General features: G+C 29.9%; 21 protein-coding genes. 13 read left to right on the top strand and 8 right to left on the bottom strand.

Annotated elements, in window-relative coordinates; all coding sequences use genetic code 11:
- Positions 1–4 precede the first annotated feature (4 nt).
- Positions 5–847, top strand: coding sequence for a transcriptional regulator (locus AC1DVP_RS18210; protein ID WP_477184905.1), 843 nt, complete (start codon positions 5–7; stop codon positions 845–847).
- Positions 777–1445, top strand: coding sequence for an AAA family ATPase (locus AC1DVP_RS18205; protein WP_477184904.1), 669 nt, complete (start codon positions 777–779; stop codon positions 1443–1445). The genes AC1DVP_RS18210 and AC1DVP_RS18205 overlap by 71 nt, the downstream gene beginning before the upstream one ends.
- A 29-nt stretch (positions 1446–1474) precedes the next feature.
- Here AC1DVP_RS18205 and AC1DVP_RS18200 read toward each other — a convergent pair whose 3' ends face one another.
- The 5 genes from AC1DVP_RS18200 to AC1DVP_RS18180 are packed head-to-tail and all read right to left on the bottom strand — an operon-like array spanning position 1475 to position 4838.
- Positions 1475–2149 carry a hypothetical protein gene (locus tag AC1DVP_RS18200; RefSeq protein ID WP_477184903.1) on the bottom strand — a complete coding sequence of 225 codons (675 nt, stop codon included), beginning with the start codon at positions 2147–2149 and terminating at the stop codon, positions 1475–1477.
- A gap of 3 nt (positions 2150–2152) precedes the next feature.
- Entirely contained in the window at positions 2153–3094 is a 942-nt protein-coding gene (locus AC1DVP_RS18195) for a cyclic GMP-AMP synthase DncV-like nucleotidyltransferase (RefSeq protein ID WP_477184902.1), read from the bottom strand.
- A gap of 1 nt (position 3095) precedes the next feature.
- The gene (locus AC1DVP_RS18190; RefSeq protein WP_477184901.1) at positions 3096–4106 is read right to left on the bottom strand and encodes a CBASS cGAMP-activated phospholipase; all 1011 of its coding nucleotides are present in this window, start codon (positions 4104–4106) and stop codon (positions 3096–3098) included.
- Positions 4096–4518: a lecithin retinol acyltransferase family protein gene (locus tag AC1DVP_RS18185; protein ID WP_477184900.1), complete on the bottom strand. Its 423-nt coding sequence runs from the start codon at positions 4516–4518 to the stop codon at positions 4096–4098. The genes AC1DVP_RS18190 and AC1DVP_RS18185 overlap by 11 nt, the downstream gene beginning before the upstream one ends.
- 5 nt (positions 4519–4523) lie before the next feature.
- Positions 4524–4838, bottom strand: a complete 315-nt coding sequence (locus AC1DVP_RS18180; RefSeq protein WP_477184899.1) for a DUF3892 domain-containing protein — start codon at positions 4836–4838, stop codon at positions 4524–4526.
- Positions 4839–4940: 102 nt separating this feature from the next.
- On the opposite strand from AC1DVP_RS18180, the gene AC1DVP_RS18175 reads away from it, so the two are divergent.
- From AC1DVP_RS18175 to AC1DVP_RS18135, 9 genes are all read left to right on the top strand, one after another.
- Entirely contained in the window at positions 4941–5543 is a 603-nt protein-coding gene (locus AC1DVP_RS18175) for a hypothetical protein (protein ID WP_477184898.1), read from the top strand.
- On the top strand, positions 5533–5940 hold the full coding sequence (locus AC1DVP_RS18170; RefSeq protein WP_477184897.1) for a hypothetical protein: 408 nt from the start codon (positions 5533–5535) through the stop codon (positions 5938–5940). Before AC1DVP_RS18175 ends, AC1DVP_RS18170 begins: the two co-directional genes overlap by 11 nt.
- Positions 5924–6733 (top strand): ImmA/IrrE family metallo-endopeptidase, encoded by an 810-nt coding sequence (locus tag AC1DVP_RS18165; protein ID WP_477184896.1) that lies wholly within the window; start codon positions 5924–5926, stop codon positions 6731–6733. Before AC1DVP_RS18170 ends, AC1DVP_RS18165 begins: the two co-directional genes overlap by 17 nt.
- Positions 6734–6896: 163 nt before the next feature.
- Complete coding sequence (locus tag AC1DVP_RS18160) at positions 6897–7895, top strand: type IV toxin-antitoxin system AbiEi family antitoxin (RefSeq protein WP_477184895.1); 999 nt, start codon at positions 6897–6899, stop codon at positions 7893–7895.
- The gene (locus tag AC1DVP_RS18155; RefSeq protein ID WP_477184894.1) at positions 7870–8721 is read left to right on the top strand and encodes a nucleotidyl transferase AbiEii/AbiGii toxin family protein; all 852 of its coding nucleotides are present in this window, start codon (positions 7870–7872) and stop codon (positions 8719–8721) included. The genes AC1DVP_RS18160 and AC1DVP_RS18155 overlap by 26 nt, the downstream gene beginning before the upstream one ends.
- 48 nt (positions 8722–8769) lie before the next feature.
- Complete coding sequence (locus tag AC1DVP_RS18150) at positions 8770–13122, top strand: NACHT domain-containing protein (RefSeq protein WP_477184893.1); 4353 nt, start codon at positions 8770–8772, stop codon at positions 13120–13122.
- Entirely contained in the window at positions 13115–13930 is an 816-nt protein-coding gene (locus AC1DVP_RS18145; protein WP_477184892.1) for a HEPN domain-containing protein, read from the top strand. The genes AC1DVP_RS18150 and AC1DVP_RS18145 overlap by 8 nt, the downstream gene beginning before the upstream one ends.
- A gap of 1449 nt (positions 13931–15379) precedes the next feature.
- A complete protein-coding gene (locus tag AC1DVP_RS18140; protein ID WP_477184891.1) occupies positions 15380–15802 on the top strand; it encodes a DUF6943 family protein in 423 nt (140 codons plus the stop codon).
- Positions 15803–15831: 29 nt separating this feature from the next.
- Entirely contained in the window at positions 15832–16011 is a 180-nt protein-coding gene (locus tag AC1DVP_RS18135; RefSeq protein WP_100844885.1) for a hypothetical protein, read from the top strand.
- A 246-nt stretch (positions 16012–16257) separates the two neighbouring features.
- Here AC1DVP_RS18135 and AC1DVP_RS18130 read toward each other — a convergent pair whose 3' ends face one another.
- From AC1DVP_RS18130 to AC1DVP_RS18120, 3 genes are read right to left on the bottom strand one after another with little or no spacing between them, the layout of a single operon-like run.
- Entirely contained in the window at positions 16258–16476 is a 219-nt protein-coding gene (locus AC1DVP_RS18130) for a hypothetical protein (RefSeq protein WP_477184890.1), read from the bottom strand.
- 11 nt (positions 16477–16487) lie between these two features.
- Positions 16488–16883, bottom strand: coding sequence for a DUF5675 family protein (locus AC1DVP_RS18125; protein WP_477184889.1), 396 nt, complete (start codon positions 16881–16883; stop codon positions 16488–16490).
- On the bottom strand, positions 16883–17641 hold the full coding sequence (locus tag AC1DVP_RS18120; RefSeq protein ID WP_477184888.1) for a hypothetical protein: 759 nt from the start codon (positions 17639–17641) through the stop codon (positions 16883–16885). Before AC1DVP_RS18120 ends, AC1DVP_RS18125 begins: the two co-directional genes overlap by 1 nt.
- A 267-nt stretch (positions 17642–17908) precedes the next feature.
- Here AC1DVP_RS18120 and AC1DVP_RS18115 point away from each other — a divergent pair, with 267 nt between their 5' ends.
- Entirely contained in the window at positions 17909–18112 is a 204-nt protein-coding gene (locus AC1DVP_RS18115; RefSeq protein ID WP_269225085.1) for a hypothetical protein, read from the top strand.
- 415 nt (positions 18113–18527) lie between these two features.
- Positions 18528–19160 carry a hypothetical protein gene (locus AC1DVP_RS18110; RefSeq protein WP_477184887.1) on the top strand — a complete coding sequence of 211 codons (633 nt, stop codon included), beginning with the start codon at positions 18528–18530 and terminating at the stop codon, positions 19158–19160.
- The last annotated feature ends 191 nt before the right edge of the window (positions 19161–19351 follow it).

Genomic DNA, 19351 nt, shown 5'->3' with positions numbered 1-19351 from the left:
CAAGATGAATTATATAAAACATCTAACAGGATTTTTCGAAAAAGTGGCTATCGACAAAACACTCAATCCAACACACGTAAGTTTGTATATGTCGTTGTTTCAATTCTGGAATTGCAATCGGTTCAAAAATCCAATCAGTATTTCTCGTGATGAGGTAATGCGGATAAGCAAAATCAGTTCCAAAGCAACCTATCATAAGTGTTTGAAAAACTTACATTCTCTAGGTTATATCAACTACGAACCATCATACAATCCATTCAAAGGAAGCCACGTTTATTTATTCAATTTTTCAGATGATTTAAAACCAATTCCCAAAAGTGAAAAAACAGCAATACCAAAAAACGAACCTGTTTTTGAACTTGTCAATGAACAAGTAGTGAACAAGCTTTATACTGGTAGTGGTACAAGTAATGAGACAGGTACTGAACAAGCTCTGGTATCTTATATAAACAATACAAACATACCAAACATTTCAAACGATTTAAAGATTGCAAACTTGGACGAGCAAGCAAAAAAAAATGAAAATGATGATGAGTTTTTAAAAAACGAAACTGCTGAAAAAGAAAAAAAGTTGCGCCAAAAAAAGAAAGATGTAACACCAACAATCGAAAATGTGAAAGTTTATTTTTTCGAACAACACTTTCCGGAACTCGAAGCCGTTAAGTTTTTTAATTATTTCTCCAGCAACGGTTGGTTAGTCGGTGGCAAAACCCCGATGGTCGATTGGCAGGCATCAGCACAAAACTGGATATTAAACGCACCTAAATTCATTTCAAATGAACCACAATCTAACAGAGCAAAACACCTCAACACAGGAACAGACAAAGACTATTCAGAGCCATTATAGCTACACTGAAATAATTGTTTGGTTAGAAAAAAAAGGCGTTGAATTATACGGAAATCATTTCAAAATTCTTGAAAGCGATTATCCCATAATTTATAAACTCATTGCTTATTTTTTAAAAGATGAAGCAACTTGTTTTCAATACAACATCAACCTCAATAAAGGAATTTTACTTTCTGGCCCAGTTGGATGTGGTAAAACATCACTAATGAATTTAATGAAACACTTAGCACCAACAGAGCATAAGTTTTTCATAAAACCGTGTCGAGATATAAGTTTTGAATTTATCCAGGACGGCTACGAAATAATCCACAAATACAGCAAAGGTAAACTCTATCAATCCGAACCCAAAACAATATGCTTCGACGATCTAGGAACTGAAAACAACCTGAAATATTACGGAAACGAATGTAATGTTATGGCAGAAATTCTATTAAGTCGCTATGATATTTTCACAAGTAAAAAAATCCAAACGCATATCACTACTAATCTTTCTGCAAGTGAAATTGAGAATGTTTATGGGAATCGGGTTCGTTCTCGGTTACGTGAAATGATTAATTTGATTGGTTTTGAAAAAGGAATTGAGGATAAAAGAAAATAAAACTTTCAATTAATTTGGCGGGCACTATCCTAAAATTGCTTTTGTTTTGCCATTTTATATTCATTAGTATCTCTCAAAGCATTCATAAATAAACGGACATTATCTAAAGTTAATTTCGATAAAACATCATAACTTTTTTTGTGGCATTTTCTATATTTTTTACCACTACCACAAAAGCAATCTGAAACCCTATCTATTTTTTTACCTTCAAGTATTTGAATTAACCCAAATTCTATATTAAAAATATTAGTTGTCATAAAAGTTTCCTCAAAAAACTCAATCCAACCAGCATTACCGTGAGATCTTTCTTTTAAAAAATAACCATTCTGATTGCGGAATGTTTGACTATAAAAATAATTTTTAACTTGATTTTCAATAAATTGAAGTAACCTAATTCCACTATTACAAATGATAAATTCTTCAGGAGGAGACGCAATACAACAGTTTCCAGTTTTCTCAAATATATGCCAATCAATATTTCTTGGAATGCGTCCTCCAGTTTCAAATAACAAAGGAAAACTATAAGGATAATCAATTACAGCCTTAATCTCAATTTGATAAGTATCTTCAATATTCCCGTATTCATCAGCCAAAATAATAGTCCCGAAAATACAAGGAATTCCATCTTCAATTTTAAAAGACAATTCCTTGTATTTCTCAACAACAGCTGTTACTTGCTCTTCAAAGATTGTATAACCATTCATTTTTTATTTCCCCCAAGGTCTTGATAATGCCGCGCCAGTTGTCGTTGCAGAATTACTATTTGATTGTTCATTTTTGTCCTCTCCATCAGGAAATCTATTCCCTAAATGTTTTTGCCATAACTTACTAGCTTTAAGATGATTTTGCTCTTTCAATGCTGCTTCTGCATCAGAAAGAAAGCTATCCAAATTATTTAGAAAATTAGTTTTTCTTGTTTCATCATAATCAGCAAATAAATTATCTTTTGGAGTGGCAGGAACAATACATTCAAATTTTTGAGCTAAAGTTTTTTTAATTTCTCTCAAAATATCAGTCAATAAAATATCATCTCTATCATTTAGAACAATTTTCTCTTTTGCATTCATAGCTAGAATAGTCATTGCAAGTCCACTTGGCATTTTATTTCTTTTATAATCACACCAAGCTTTCATTTCTTTTATGACTTTTACAATCTTATTATTAGCATCTTTATTGTTGTTAAACCAATCAATAAGTGCTTTTGGATCGCTATCTTCCCAACCATTATTTTTTACAGCAAGTTTATATTCTTCTCCACTCACTTTATAATAAACAGGAATGTCAATTTCATAATCACCAGAAAAAATATTTCTAATGCACTTTTTTCTATGTTCCGGAGAAGTTGTAGTATATCCATTAACGGCATCCCAAATCCAATTTTGCAATGTCGTTGCCGTTACATCTGGTGTTCTAAAGAAGTAAACGCCATCATCTAAATCACAAATATCATCTTTGGTTCTAATACCAGTTTTCATTTTATAAGAACCTTGTATATAGAATTTTGGAGTGTATTCAGGATGATTTTCTTTAAAATATTTTCTAATTCTTTCTCTAATACCGTCTTTAGAGTTAGTCATTTTTGATTTTTTATTTGATGTTAGAGAGATTTCGGTATTAAATTCTCCAAACAAATTGTGACAGTTTGCCATATTAATTGTTTTTATAATTTTTAATAGTTTTGAAAAATTCTAAGACTTCAGGTTTTGTGGCAAATGTATTGCCAACTTGATTTCCTAGTGATTGAATTGTTAATAGTGTATTTTTATCAGCTCTATCCATAGTAATAACATTCATTTGAGCTTTCGACAATTCAGGAGACTTTATTCTAAAATAATTCCCTTTAGGAGTTATTTTTGGTACAATTTTCTGTAAAAAATAGTCTGTAAAAAACGATTGTCCATCCAACGCCGTTTGAAACATCTTTTCTTTCCATCCAATAATTGACTTTGATTTATTTGAAGTAGATATCCAACCATTTGGATTAGTTATACTAGAAATTGATAAAATGCTAAAATCATCATATTCTTTTCCTTCTCCAACATAATAATCAATAGCTTCTAATAATCCACAAAGTGAGGGATTGTTTGCCCAAACACCTCCGTCAGTATATAAAAAGTTGTTATGCTCGTGAACTGGATAATAACTTGGAGCGGCAGAAGTAGCTAATGCAATATCTACAAGTTTTATATTTTTATCTACAAAATGTTCAGTTTGATTACCGGATTTTTTAAAAACTTTTGGTTGTCCATTGGTTAAATTAAAACTTGGAATACAAAGCAAATTATTGGCATCACCCATTGTTTTATCTCCAAACAAATCATCAAGTATTTTTTTCAAAGGCTTGACAGAATGTTTATTGGAGAAAAATATTTKCTTAATTATTTTATATGAATTCTGAAAACCTCTAATAATATAACTATTTGAAGTAGGGAATATTCTAGAACCTTTAGTACTATATAAATCCACTAACGATTGAGCACTCATTCCATTGGCTAAACCAATTGCAATTAAACCACCTGTAGAAGTACCACATATCATATCAAAATGATCCGTAATGTTTTTTCCTGTTTTATTCTCAACAGATGCTAAAACAGATGCACTATACAATCCCTTTATCCCGCCACCATCTATAGATAAAATTTTAAACGTTTTATTTTCCATAACTACTATTTGATAAAGCGAATACTAACCCCACAAAACCAATAAGTAATCCAGCTGATACTTGAGGACTTTTTATTACATTATACTGAATATCATTACAGAAACTTTCACAATTATAGTTTATCAAACTATATGGTTTACCTAATTTAGTCAATGCCTTCTGAACTATTTGTTTTCTTTCAAAATTGTTTCCTTGAAACTTTTCTATACGTGTCACTCTTTTTACATCATAAAAAAAATCTTCTACTCTAGTTAGTTTTACACCAACACCAAACGCGTTTTCACAGATAAGATGTTGTCCTAAATTATTATACCCTAAATACAATGCGTGGTGTTGTACTAAACCTAAAAGACTTTTTGGAATAATTATTCTGTCTCCAGGTTCTAAATTAAAGTGTTTTACTATATTCATATTTTTTATTTTATAGGTTCCATATTAATTGAATTGTCTAAATTGTCTTTTACAGAAGCGTTTGCGACGGTTCTTAAATATTCTACATTTCCAATAGTAACAATCGTTACCAATGCGCCAATCTGCCAATGAGGATAGCCCCAGGTAATTGTTTTAATAGTTTTTTTTGATTTCACCAAGTTAATTGCATTTGATTCAGATGTTTTTACACCCATATTAAATGAATTATTTTCGTTTACAGTATGTAACATTACATCTGTGATTCTTTCGGAGTTGTCTTTCCAAACTCCCGAGATAAAGTAATCGGCTAATTTTGTCATTTTTAATATTTTTTATTGTGTTATACATTGTAATGCTATGAAAAAGTAATAAATTGCCATCGCTGTGGAAATTTTAAGATAAATTAAAGCATTACTATATAAATGGGAGTTGAATATCGAAAAGTTGCAACTTTTGACGAAAAATGTAGGGCTATTCAAGAAGTATATACTCCTGAATTCAATACGTTATTGATGAAACATTGTATAGTAAGACTAAATAGTGTATTTAAAATAAAATATGATTTGGGAAAAGGTTTTAGAGGTCTTATGATTGAAGATTTTATTAGTGAAACAATTGAATCATTTCTTAAAATTAACGGTCGCAATTGGTATCCTGAAAAATTCCCAGATTTTCGAAAACAAATTATTAGTGCATTAGATAGTGTGATTTCTAATAATTTGAATACAGAATTAGAAAAAATGAATTCCACATTCGAAATTTTAGATAATGATACAGAATTGTCGTTTGATGATTCCAATTATCAAGAAATGTTATCAATCTGTAATGATGAATTGATTATATTAGGTGCAACCGATGAAGAATTATTATTATTTGAGCCTTATATTATAAATGGTATGAAGCGACAGGATTTAGCAGATCTATTTGGTATAAGCCTAACAGAATTAACCAACATAAAGAAAAAATTAGAAAGAAAATTGCCAGTTATCAGAGAAAAACTCAAAGTATTGAATTATGAAAAATAATTTCATAAATAAAATAGACAATGCCATAATTTCTCAAATTATTGAAGGAGATTATTCGGCTTATGATTCTATCCTTTTAGAACAAGGATATGATTTAAATTTGATTGAGACCCATTCTCAAAAAAATTTCAAGAAACAAGCATTTTTATTAAAAGGAATGATGAACAAGCAAAAAGATATTATGCTATTAGAAAAAGCATCCAATCTTTTACGTGAAGCTATTGAAAAAAATATTGATAAACCTATAACTTATTTAAAAGGACTAATTGAAAATAACCAGTTCCAAGTTCAATACAGAAATCTTGAGAATCTAGATATTGAAGAAATTCAAGAGATCATAAAAGATCAAAATTTACTTGAGCTATTAGAGAAATTGGAAAATGATAAAGAACAGTAAAGGGGCAAGAAAAGCTAAAGAACTATTACTTGAAATTGGCTTTGAAGAAATAACAGATATACCTATGGATATATTTGTTGCCAGTCTTGGAGCAACACTTATTGAAATGCCACTTAAGAATTCAGATGGTAAAATTGTAAGAGGAAATTCTAAAACTCTAATAAAAATTAATTCTGAAATTCAATTTGAAGAAAGAAAGAGATTTACTATTGCTCACGAAATAGGTCACTTTTTGTTACATAGTAAATTAGATCTTGGAGCACATAATGAAACTTCAAATACTTTAAATTGGTTTAATACTACAGTTCAACAAGCAAAAAAAGGAATTCAGGAATGGGAAGCTAATGATTTTGCATCTGAACTTTTGATGCCTGAAGACCTTATTAGAAAAGAAACATTTAGAAAAAAATTTTCTCCCGATTTAGTTAAAGATTTATCAATAAGATTTAAGACTAGTTTGACTTCAATAATCTACAGATTATTATCCCTAGATATTTATCCCCTTTTTGTGGTGTTTGTAAATAAAGGTGTAGTACGATATTGGAGCAAATCAAATAATTTTTGGATAAAAATCAAAAACATTACCAAATTAGCGCCTCCCGAGGATTCTGTTGCATTAGAATATATAGATGCTAATTATGAATATCTTTATTCTGGTAAAGAAAAAGCACAACAAATTTACAAATCTATATGGTTCGAGTTAAAAGATGATGAAGATGATTCTGATTTCTTTGAATACTGTATTCCTACAAAACAATATGAAACTATTATTAGTGTAATTTGGGAAAAATAAGATAGTTTTATTTCTTAATATTCCATTCAATACTTTCAATTGTTTAAAAAAACACTTCCCTTAAATAGTGGCTATTTATATAAAATCCATATATTTGTTCATAATTTTTATCTGTTCACGAATAATGAACATAAGTAAATAATGAACATAATGAGTTTTTACAATGAATGAAATAGATATTTTAAATAATGCGATTCATAATTTAGAGAAAAATGTTCCAATAAATTGGGATTGGAAAACTATTGACTATAATAAGGATAAAGGAGTTGATGGAGAATTAAGCATTATTCTGAACAATCAAAAAAAAATGTTTTTTGTTGAAATAAAGAAAGATGTCAAAAACCATCAACTATTTAACATTCTTAATTATAAAAACAAATTCACCCATTTTTTATTGGTGGCAGAAAAATTATATCCAAAAGTAAAAAAAGAACTTCGAGAAAATCGTGTAAACTATCTGGAAGGCAATGGGAATGTTTATATTAATACGGATAATTTATTTCTATATATCGATACGAATGAAGCTACTAAAACTCTGAAGGAAAAAGGAAATAGAGCGTTTACCAAAACAGGATTAAAAGTAATTTTTCATTTTCTGTTAAAACCAAAATTAATCAACCAAACGCAACGTGAAATTGCAGAAGTAACGAATGTAGCATTGGGAAACATTCCTTTAATCATAAATGGATTATTGGAAACTAATTTAATAGCAAGACTAGACAAAAATGAATATGTAATCAATAATTATGAAGAATTACTAAACAAATGGATTACAGAATTCGAACAAACATTAAAGCCTACTCTTTTCAAACAACGATTTAGATTTCAAAACAAAGATAAAGATTGGAGAACAATACCATTAAATACCGATAAAACAGTTTGGGGAGGCGAACCTGCTGGGGATATAATAACCAACCATTTACGTCCGGAAAAATTCATTTTATACACAAAAGAAACAACAAAAGAATTAATACTAAATTACAAACTGTTGCCGGATGATGAGGGAGAAATAATGGTTTATGATAGGTTTTGGAATAATAATTACAATACAAATACAGCTCCAAAGGAATTAGTATATACCGATTTAATGATTACTGATGACAAAAGGTGCAAAGAAACTGCAAAATTAATCTTCAATGAATATATCGAACCAAACCTATAAAGAACTCGCCATTCCTTACTTCAAGGAAGTTTTTGATTGCATTGATGACGTAATGATCAAACTAAATGTACCTTATTATCTAATCGGGGCAAGTGCAGTAGCCTTAAATCTTTTAAAAGATGGCATAAAACCAAGCAGAGGTACAAAAGATATCGATTTTGCGATAATGATTTCCTCTATTCACGAATTTGAATCAATCGAGGATGAGCTTGTCAAATTTGGATTTAACAAAGTGCAAGCTCCTTGGACATTTTACCATCCCAAATTCAATACCGTCATTGATTTATTGCCTTTTGGAGAAATTGAAGAAAAATTTACTGTAAATTTCAATCAGCGTAATACCTTTTTGCACGTATTGGGACTTACCGAAGTGTTGCAGGAACCGGAAACTATCAAGATAGAAGAAAAGTCTGTGCAGATTCCATCATTACCAGGAATGGTTATTTTAAAACTAATTGCCTGGAGCGATAGACCGGAAGATCGTGGGAATGATCTGTATGATATTTTAAGGATAATAGAACATTATTTTGACCTAAATTTTGATGAAATAATAGAACACCACTTTGATACTTTTCCTGATGACGATAAACTAGACCAGTTTAAAATTGCAGCAAGAGTATTAGGAAGAAAAGCCAGCAAGTTTTTAAATGTTTCAGAAGCAATAAACGATAGAATCCTAAAAACTATAAATGAAAATGTTGTGAATGTCGAGAAATCAGCAATCGCAAAACAATGGATTAGAGATAAAGATTGGGACTTAAAATATGCTGTTGAAATACTGGAGGAATTAAAAAAAGGATTGACTGAAAATAATCCACAAATTTAATTCTATTGCTCTAAAATTATAAATAAGAACTAATCTAATATATTACAAATGTGGGATTCATTTAATACTTATGGTGGAGGGTATCAAAATTCATTTGAGACTCTATGTAATCAATTATTCGAGAGATATTTATCAAGAAACTACAATACTACATTAGATGAATTCAAAGTAATAAATGGTGCTGGTGGAGATGGCGGAATTGAAGCTTACGGTAAACTATCAAATGGGAATTTTATTGCGATCCAATCAAAATGGTTTAAACAAGCATTGGATAATAATGAAATAAATCAAATAAAGAATTCTGTAACTACAGCATTAAATATTAGACCAAATATCATTGAGTATATTATATGTATTCCGCACAATGTTAGTTCTATTAAAATTGGTAGAGGCAAAAAGCCAACTGTAAACAGTGAAGATGAAAGGATTAAAAATTTTGAAAAAGAAATAAAAGAATCTTTACCCAACGTTAAAATTACTTGGTGGTTTGAACAAACTATCTTAAACGAGTTACAATTTCCAGAAAACGAGGGAGTTACTAAATATTGGTTTGAAAAAGAAGTAATTTATTCAAGTTTTTTAAAGGATAAATTTGACTTGCAAAAAACCAATTACTGGCTAAAAGAAAGGTATGTTGGTGATTTACATACAAAAGGAGATATTCAAAACTTAATAGACAAACAACTTAATAGTTTACCGTTTAGAAAAAAGATACTTGCCAAAATATTAGATCTCAAAAATAAAATAAATCACACTTTAAAAATTTCTGCCAAGTTTATCAATGTCACTGTAAATTCAGATGACCTCAAGAACAAGCTTGAAATAATTAATTATTTTCTTGATGAGTTAATAAAAAGTTCGACAGAATTAGAAACAAAATTAACAAATGGAGTTGAAATAAATTTAAGCATAAATGACGAGAAAGAACTAACAATTTTAAACACTATTTATGAAGCTGTTGAAATACTTGAGACTATAAATCCAACAGATTTTCAGAAACCTATATATCAAAATTTAAAAATTTGTTTAAGAGAGCTTAATACCGATATTATTAATAAATATTTAGAGATTGAAAATAATTTAACTCTAATATCGACTAGCATAATTTTGGGAAAGCCAGGAACAGGGAAAACACTTGGTTTGGCTTATGCTGTCGAAGAATGTGTAAAAAAATCTGCACCAGCCATATTAATTCAAGCAAAAGGAGCTAATTCTAAAGATTGGACACAATTATTATCCAAAGAATTGGAGTTAACTAATTGGAACAAGAACGAGATTTTCAATGCACTCGAAGCAATTGCTGTTAGAAAAGATTGTCAATTAGCTTTTGACAATATTAAAGCAGCTGAAAATACAACTGTATTGATTTGTATTGATGGTCTTGATGAAGACTTTTCAAACGAAGCAAATTGGTACGACAGAATTAATGAAATAATTGAAATAACTAATAAATACAAAAGGATTCGGTTTGTTTTTAGCGCAAGAGAATATTTTTATAATAATCAAAAGTTGCCAGTTTATAAAAAACAATACGAAGAATTAAGATTAAAAAGAGAAGGGGATGTAAAGGTAGAAGATGTTGCAAATGATTATTTCAAAAAATATGATATTAACATTGAAAATCATCAATTAGTAAAAGGATTAGATAGTTTATTTGCTTTAAAATTATTTTGCGAAAACTATAAAGGTTCAACAATCAAAGGAAATGATTTTGTTCAAACTGCCACTTCTAAACTTATTAATTTAAAAGTCGAAAGAATAAATGATGAATATTTAGAATCACTAGAGACTAAAAAATCTAAATCCGTAAAACCTGTTTTAGATTTCTTAAACATAATCTCTGATTTATTTTATTATAATTCCGAAGTAAGTCATACTCAAATTTTTGATTTAGAAATTGAAAATAAATTAAAGTATTTAGATAATAATGAGATAGAACTTTTAATTGAATTTTTATCAAATAACGGAATTCTTATAAAATATGAAAGAGACAAAAAAACTAATTCAATATTAGAAGAAAAAGAACGTTTCTATAATTTTAGTTACCAATCAATACTTGAAAACGTTGTTTCAAGCAAAATTAGTCATTCAATAATAAATGAAGATATTGATTGTTTACCAGATTCTATTTTTAAGCCAATACCGTTATCAAATGAGTTAGATGATGTAAATAATTCTTATGTAGATTTTATACCAAATCGAAGAATCATCGAAAATATTATTACAGATGTATTTATAAAGAATCAAAAACTTATTGGTATTGATAATTTTTTGACAAAAGGGTTTTCTGAAAGCGAAGTTTTCGAACTTCAATTAAGTACTTTATATCTAGTACCTAATGATTTAAGTAGTAAGTTTAAGGATTGGATAATTACAATATTTAAGGAAGATTACATTAAAAGATTTCAAATCTTACAAAATTTAATTATACCTCTGACATATGATAATGAAAGCGCTTTTAATGCAATGTTTCTTCACGATATTTTAAAAAACATTCCAAGTGTTTTTGAAAGAGATAAGTTTTGGTCTGGTCTTGATAGTACAGAAAAAAATATTATTTCAAATAAATTAAATATCAGAGAATACGAACTAAATGAATGGTCAATAAAAAGTATTCTTGATGATAATTTTGATTTAGACGAAACTGATATGTTCGATGGACTTCCATTAATATATGCTTGGGGTCTGACAACTATTGACCAAAAGCTACGAGAAAAAATTCGTGTCAAATTAACGAAATGGGCTTTAATTCTGCCAATAGAATTCAAGAAACTTTTAGATTTAATGGTGCAAATTAATGACCCGCAAATTAATGAAGATTTGGCATCAATTACTCTGGGTGTTGCAACTAAATGTAAAGACAAAAATGCTATACACGAAATTGCCTTATGGTGTTTAAACAATATTTTTAATGATACTAATAAATTTAGAAATGTAATTGTTAGATATGGATTTAGAGCGATAATCGAAAGAGCTTTTCAATTTAATCTAATAAACGAAGAGGAAGCTATAAAAGCAAGACCTATAAAAAAAGATGATTTTATAATTTTAGAAGTTGATTCAAAATACATTGCTAATCCTAAAGAAGAGTTTTATCCAATTGGTCACGATTTGTCTTGGTATGTTATAAAAGAGGCCTACGATGATTTCTTATCAATAGCTACTGGTTTCAATTCACATTCATATGAAAAAACTAATCCTTTTATTAGTGATTTTTATTCTAAATACAGTTCAGTTTTAAAAGGCTGTGAATCTGCAAGAACTTGGGGTATGTCAACGGCAATAGCATATATTAAATCTTTAGGGTTTGACAGAACAAAAGGGAGTGTATATACCGACGCCAGTCACGGTAGTAAAAGTAAAGAATTCACATATGAAGAAAAGTATGTTTGGTTGGCTGTTCATTATTTAAAAGGTTATTTGTCAGACTATTTACCTTATAAATATAATGAAGAGAACAGGAAATTCGATTGGATTGATGATTATTCTAAAATTGTACACATAAATAATCCTATAGAAGATTTACAAACTAATCTTGAAAGTGAAGTAGATGAATACTTTAATCCGCCATTGTGGATAATTAAAGAAGAATTAGCTCCAGAAATTGACAGTTCAAAAGATATTCAAAAAGAAATAGATAAAATTGTTACTAAAGACCCAAAAATAGATTTTAATAATTGGCTAAAGTATAACAATGTTGATTTTGATGAAGATGTTGAAAATGAATATTTGGCAATTAATCAATACACATCGTTAACAAATTCATCAAAAACCGTTAACTCATTTATAGAATGTATTGGTTGTTTTATTCTTGAGGATGATTTTAAACATTTATTTCAACAGTTAATAAAAGATCCAAAATCTATTTCGATCAGCTATTTTGCATATCCTGATACAGATACTTATACAAATCCTTCTAATTTATTTTGGATGAATTGGATAAATGAAACTAATAACACATTTGAATTTCAGGAAAATAAGTTTGTATATAACTGTTTAGCAAGAGTAATGAGTAATAACGTTGATGGAGAAGAGGAAATAAAAATACCATCGAAAAAAACTAGAGAATTGCTTAAAATTACAGAGTTAGATAATAATACTTATCTAAATATTGATGAGAATAGTATTGGATTCAAACATCAAATAAATACACAACAATTTAGCTATGGTGATACTCAAGAATTGATTTTGTTAAACAAAGAAAATTTATTAAATGCTTTAAAAAATAACAAGCTGAAATTATTTTGGTTAGCAAGTCATTTTATCAAAAAGAATCCATTAAATGATGAAATTAAAAAAATTAATCACATACAAAAATTTAGAAAATACATCATTTGGCTTAATGATAAAAATGAATTACAATCTTTAAAATATTCTGATAACACTTTTTCAAATGAATAAAAATTACATTCAGTCTTGGATAGATCTGGCAATAGCGGATTTAGAAGTTTCACGAATTCTCTATGAAAACAAAAAGTATTCTAATTCCTTTTATCATTTTCAACAAGCTTCTGAAAAAGGGTTAAAAGCGTATGCTTTTATGGTTAAAACATTTACTAAAGAAAAAGATGCACATAATACGAGTCACTATACACTAAAAGTTTTTTTAGATTCTGCAAACGAAAGACAAAAAGAGATAGCTTTTTTGAAGGATTATGAATTTGAAAAAATTATTGGAAGTGAAAATTTAGATGGTTATTCGAATAATTTGGAGAACGGTTTAAATTTATTACCTAAAAGAACAGAAATATTTGAATATTCAAATGAAATATTACACGAGATTTTAAAAACGATAAGTGAATTACGTGAATATAATTTTGAACTTCCAAATGGATTTAAAGAGCATTTAATTGAAAAAATGGATTTAGTTTTTGATTTAATTTATAAATTAAATCCTGAAAAAGCAGATGAAACTAGAAAAGAATTTAATGAGTTATTAAAAAATGAAAAGCAACTAAATGATTTTATAGAAATTACAAAAGAACATTTCAATAATACTATGATTGAAAATTATTATGTCTTAATTCTTTATTATTCAAATTTGATTTCACATAATCACAACAATAAATCAAGGTATCCAGAGATTGATTTTAATCCATTAGAATACTACAATTTAAGTTGTCCTATAATTCAAAGATTACCTGAATTTTCTAAATACTTAAATTCAACATTACTTCAATTAAAAAAATGGAATGATCTTATTAATTGAAACCCATTATCTCATTCAGCTGCACAAAAATCGCTCCTAGTCCAAATATTCCTAGCATCAATTCTTTGTTTGCTTCATTTCACTAATTACGTCTCCAATAACGAGAAAATTCTTTTTCGTTCGTTGGTAAAAAGGAAGTTTTACATTCCAATTGCCCCTCCTTTGCCAACGCTCCAAAAGTTTTTGTACGCCCTAGAACGTTTACGGTTCAAAAGGAAATTTGTGGGTAGGGCAACAAAAACTTTTCCCCAAGCTGTGTTACATAATTGAGTATTATAATTCATTATAAAGCTTTGTTATTGTTTTTTTGGTTTTTGCAATGAAGTTATAATATCATTTATGTAAAACAGCCGCCACACCCAACGCGCTTGTGGTTTGCTCCAGGACAACTTTTTTGAGCAGCTCCATAAATAATATCTTAACATTGAAACATTCGTAGAGAGCAGCTCAAAAAAACCGTCCTTCACAAACCACTGTCATAATTCCGAACAACATTTTCTTAAAATTCAAGCAATTATTTCGCAAGAACTTCACAACGGTTTTATCAGCGTTGTGGTTAAATCGGTAGTGTTTGCATTGCTTTTATGAATAGAAAAATGGCTTTAATATGTAGTTGATTTGCCTATGGATAAAGCCATTTTTCTACCCATAAAACCAAAAAGCCAGCAAGAGTGTGATTTTTTATTTGCCAGAACTATCGAAGTAATTGTTTTCACGATGGCCAAGATGCCATAGCAATTTCATAGCACATTCTTTGGTTGCCGAAAATCTAATAATTCCAAGAACGTTTGTGGCATCAAGCCATCATAAAAACAATCAGAAACACCACCAGTAAGCAAATAAAAAACCACACACTTGCCTGCGCTTCTGCCTCATCGCACTAGGAATTATTTTTTCATTGTTTTTGTAAGTATTGAAAATCACTTGAAACTTTTCCATAAAATAAAAAATATCGAAAAGTGATTTTCAATACTCACAAAATCAAGTCCAGGAAAGAGTATGGATTTTCAAACCAGAAAAATAATAGGAATGAATTTTATATTTCTTTTTTCTGTTTTAAAAATCCATACCCTTTCTAAAGAACTTCTATCTTCCTAATCAACGTTTTTAGATCCCATTTCATAAGAAATCTATCGGTCGCGAGAAAAATAAAAAAATAAATAAAAAGAAAGTAAAGGTAAGCTCCAGTTTCAAGAAAAGAAAGTTCAAGCCTACGGTTTTCAATAAAATCTCCACCCTACGTTTTCGTTTCGCATCAACATTTGACTAGAATCAAAAACCCACTTCCGAACAAATCCATCTTAAAAATCCGGGTAGTATTTTCTTGAAAAAACTTGCTTTTCTTGAAACCTCCACTTGAGAGACGACTTTCTTTTTTTTCCTTTTTTCTTTTAAAAAATTTAATGTGTGCGGAGCGGAGCGAGGCGCATTATCCTAAAAACCGAAAGTATGCTAAATTTTATCATTAAAACTCACCAAAAGAATACCAGTTATACAAAACCTCATTTGTTTATACTCAACAAAGGAATGAACAGCGGTAAACCACAAAAAGAACCATTTACAAATAGTTTTGTGGTCATTTTTCAAAATGAAGAAGATTGCGAGAGTATTTATTTTGTGGCTTACAGCTTATGGCAAACTAAATTTTGGCATCCTTTTTTAGTAGGTTCAGTAATTCCGTTTTTACGCCTTCCAAATTTCGTAAAAGAATTCAATAAGAAAGCTAGTTTGATGATGCAGGAACACGAAGAACACCAAAAAAACATCACAGCACTCAAACTTTTAGAAAAAAAGGAAAAACAATTTCACGAGAACATCAATTTAATAAATGACCTACGTAAAACCATTTTATACAGGTATTGCAGGAAATAAACCCATTTATAAACCAAAAATCAATAAAAATGAAACTATTTATTTTGTATCAAACCGACAATTGGAAGTCCAAAGCATCAAGAGTATGTTTCGGAGTTTTCGACACCAGAGCCAAAGCCATTGATAGTGCAAAATGGCAAGAATTATACAACCACAATTCCGAAGTGGTCGTTTTAGAAATTACGCTAAACCTATTTGAAGAAGTTTAATTTTTAGCCACAAAAAAAGCCCAATCCTTGCGGTTTGGGCTTCAATATGATCTAATCCAAAGGTCACCACAACTAGAATTAGACTATTTTTTGTGCTTCTTGATGAAAATTTTGAGTACAAAAGATATTGTAAAACTGACAATCGCACCAAGTGTAGCAAGAATTATAGTTTTTAGTACATCCTCCGAATGTAAATTCGGTAAAACACTCAAAAATGTACCGCCAGCTGTACCCATTACGGTCGAATTACTGTGATCCATCTGCCTTTTCGGTGGTCAATTGGCTAACTGCCGAAATAACACCCCCAGCAACCGCCAAATAACCTGCTACCGAAGTAACAACAACTGGCAAAGCAATTGGAGCAGCCAAAACAGTTCCGCTAACGGCGACCAATGCCAAACCAATATTTCGAAGCACTTTGAAAAATTTTGGAGTTGGAGCTTTCGCTCTTTTTATTGCATTCATAATCTATGAATTTAAGATTTGATAATTAATTCTACACTTTCGTTTTTTTCTAAAATAGCATTTACTAAATTTTTCAATTTAGCAAAAGCTTTACGTGACATCAGCCCCAAGCCTGGTCCTGAAAGCTTCGTTACTGGAGCAATACAACCATTTAATTCTTGCAAAGCATTATTGGCAGGATGAAATAGAATCAAGCTTCTATTTTTGACATCCATAACCTCCAAATGCCATTGAAATTTCTTGCTGTATCGCTTTTTTATAAAATATTTCCCTTCCGGAATGCAGGAAACTTTCGTTTCGTTATTTTTCCAAGGCAATTCAATAGTGTTACAAATGAATTTACCCTCGCATTCGAGTTTGCCATTCGTTCCATCAGGGAAATAAGTTCTAGTTATAGAAATAACCATTATACACCGCTATCCACTTTCACAATCGATAATGGATTGTAAGCCCCATTTTTCAAGGCATACATTTGACCATTAACTTGTTGGTAAAACTCAACTCCAAGAGCTAAAAACAATGGTTTTGTACTTGCTGGAGAAACAGGATTAGAATGATTAATAGCATCCGATGGATTAATATCCCAAGGCAAAATATCTGATTCCGAATTAGAAACCACGAAAGTTTCAGCTTCAAAATCAATTTCCGCACCAGCAGAAATGATTTTATAATGCGTGGTTCCACTTGGTGCAGCAATCATATTCAAAGGAATAAATGAAGCTAAATCAACCACAATATCGCCATTCGCACGGTCAATTGTTGCCACAAAAGGAGCAAACAAAGTAGTGCCTAGTTTTCCACCAATGTTGAATTCAAAACCGGCTAAAAGTTCTGCTTCGCCATCAATTACATTTCGCAATCCTCTAACACTAGTTGTGTCAGCTTGGATAACTTTAACCATTTGTTGAGTCAATCGACTAACCATTCTACTGTCCGCAGAATTCAAAAGCAAGGCTCTAAATGCCGTTCTCAAAATCTTTCCAGCTTTTCCCGCTCGACCAAATTCAGAACCATTCTCACGCGTTCTTTGAAACGCAGGATCATTGGCTATTCTGCTAGCATCAATGCCGCCTTTTTCACGTGCCAAATGCCCGTCTTGGGTTTTGTAAAAAGTAATATCTCCGATAGTACCTTTCAATTTAATTATGCCTTTCTGTCTTGCCATAATTTCTAAAATTTTAGATTAATAATTACTCTAAATCATCTTTCCGTTGCAACATCTTCCGATTGATTTAGAAACAAATTTTAAGCTATTTCAGAACAATAAAAAGGGGGAGGTGTTCGATATGTCCTAAAACGACGCAAATGACTCAATAGAGCATCAATAATCATTATTGAACGTCTTGAAATAATGATTAAATTGCACTAGTTTTAAAAAGAGAAGCAAGCTATTAGACGTATAGCATAGCCTACTCAAAGCTATAGATAGAGTATGAAAATACAAATTAAGAGAATATGTATTTATCCAAAAGACATTGAACGCATCACAGGCAAGAGTTACAGACAAAGCGCTCGAATGTTGCAAGCCATCAGAAAGAGCCTGAATAAGCTTGAAAATGAGTTAGTAACCATTGAAGAGTTCTGCCAGTATGCAGGTTTGAAAATTGAACAAGTAGAACCGCTAATTTTTGGATGAAAAGAAGAAACCAAAAAATAGAGAATAAATTTCCCTAGAATACCCAACTAGTTTAATAACTAGTTCATTTTTTAGTATGAATTAATTGCGCATACATTTGGTCAATACCTTATTAATCAGTAAATTTACATTATAAGATTTAGTGATATTTGTATCTGTTTAAAGGAGCAAAATCGAGACCCTTATGTTTTAGACTAATATATTTTACTATATATCAACGCATTGGAGATTAAGTTCTAATCCCTCATCGCCCACAAAACTTCTCAATTTCTTGAGAAGTTTTTTTTTGCTGTAAACTGAAAAATCACAAACCTCTAAAGTCATATGATTTTGGAGGTTTTTTTGGTTCGAAACAATCGAATGATTAGTCAAAATAAAGTTAGAATTATCAAGAAACTAATACTATATTAGAATTATGAACCAGAAACAAACCAGCCCTTGGAATGAAATTCCTTTAGAGGATTATGAAAATCATATGTCTCATAATTCAGTTGGTCAATTAGCCGTTTTGAATTCATTGACCAAAAAATATCTAAATAACATAAAACCTAAAACATGTCTTTTTTTAGGAGTTGCAGGGGGAAATGGCTTAGAACATATTGATAATACTATTACTCAAAATGTAATTGGGATCGATATCAATCAAGACTACTTAGACAAAGCGAAAGAAAGATATGAAAAAAAAATCACCTCCCTAAAACTTAAAAATTTTGATATAACTACAGATACAAAAGTATTTTGCAAAGCCGATTTTATCTGGGCAGGTTTAGTATTAGAATATACGGGGATTGATAAAAGTTTAGAATTTTCAATAAACAATCTTCAAACAGGTGGAAATCTTATTGTTTCTATACAATCAAATAATGGAGTACAGTCAGTAAGCCAATCCGGAATTGAAAGCGTCCAAAAAGTGGGTTCAATTTTTCAGCTTATAGATCAAGAGATTCTTGTTACTAAAGCGATAGAAATAGGATTAAAACTTGTTGAAAATGAGGAATCTTTTTTTCCAAATGGAAAATCATTAAAGACTTTTCATTTTATATTATAATGTTGCAAGAACCTAGTAAAATTATATTTATTTAACTGAAAGATTCTTTAAATCCTGTAAAAAATGGTTCGTAAACAGGTTCGTAAGGACCACAAAATTTCTCAAGAAATTGAGAAATTTTTTTTTGCTCTAAACTGAAAAAATTAAAAACCTCCAAAGTCATTAGCTTTTGGAGGTTTTTTGTTTGAAAA

This window comes from Flavobacterium sp. P3_A6 (assembly GCF_056403035.1).
Note: the sequence above shows the minus strand (reverse complement) of the source record. Positions and strands in the feature narration are given on the sequence as shown.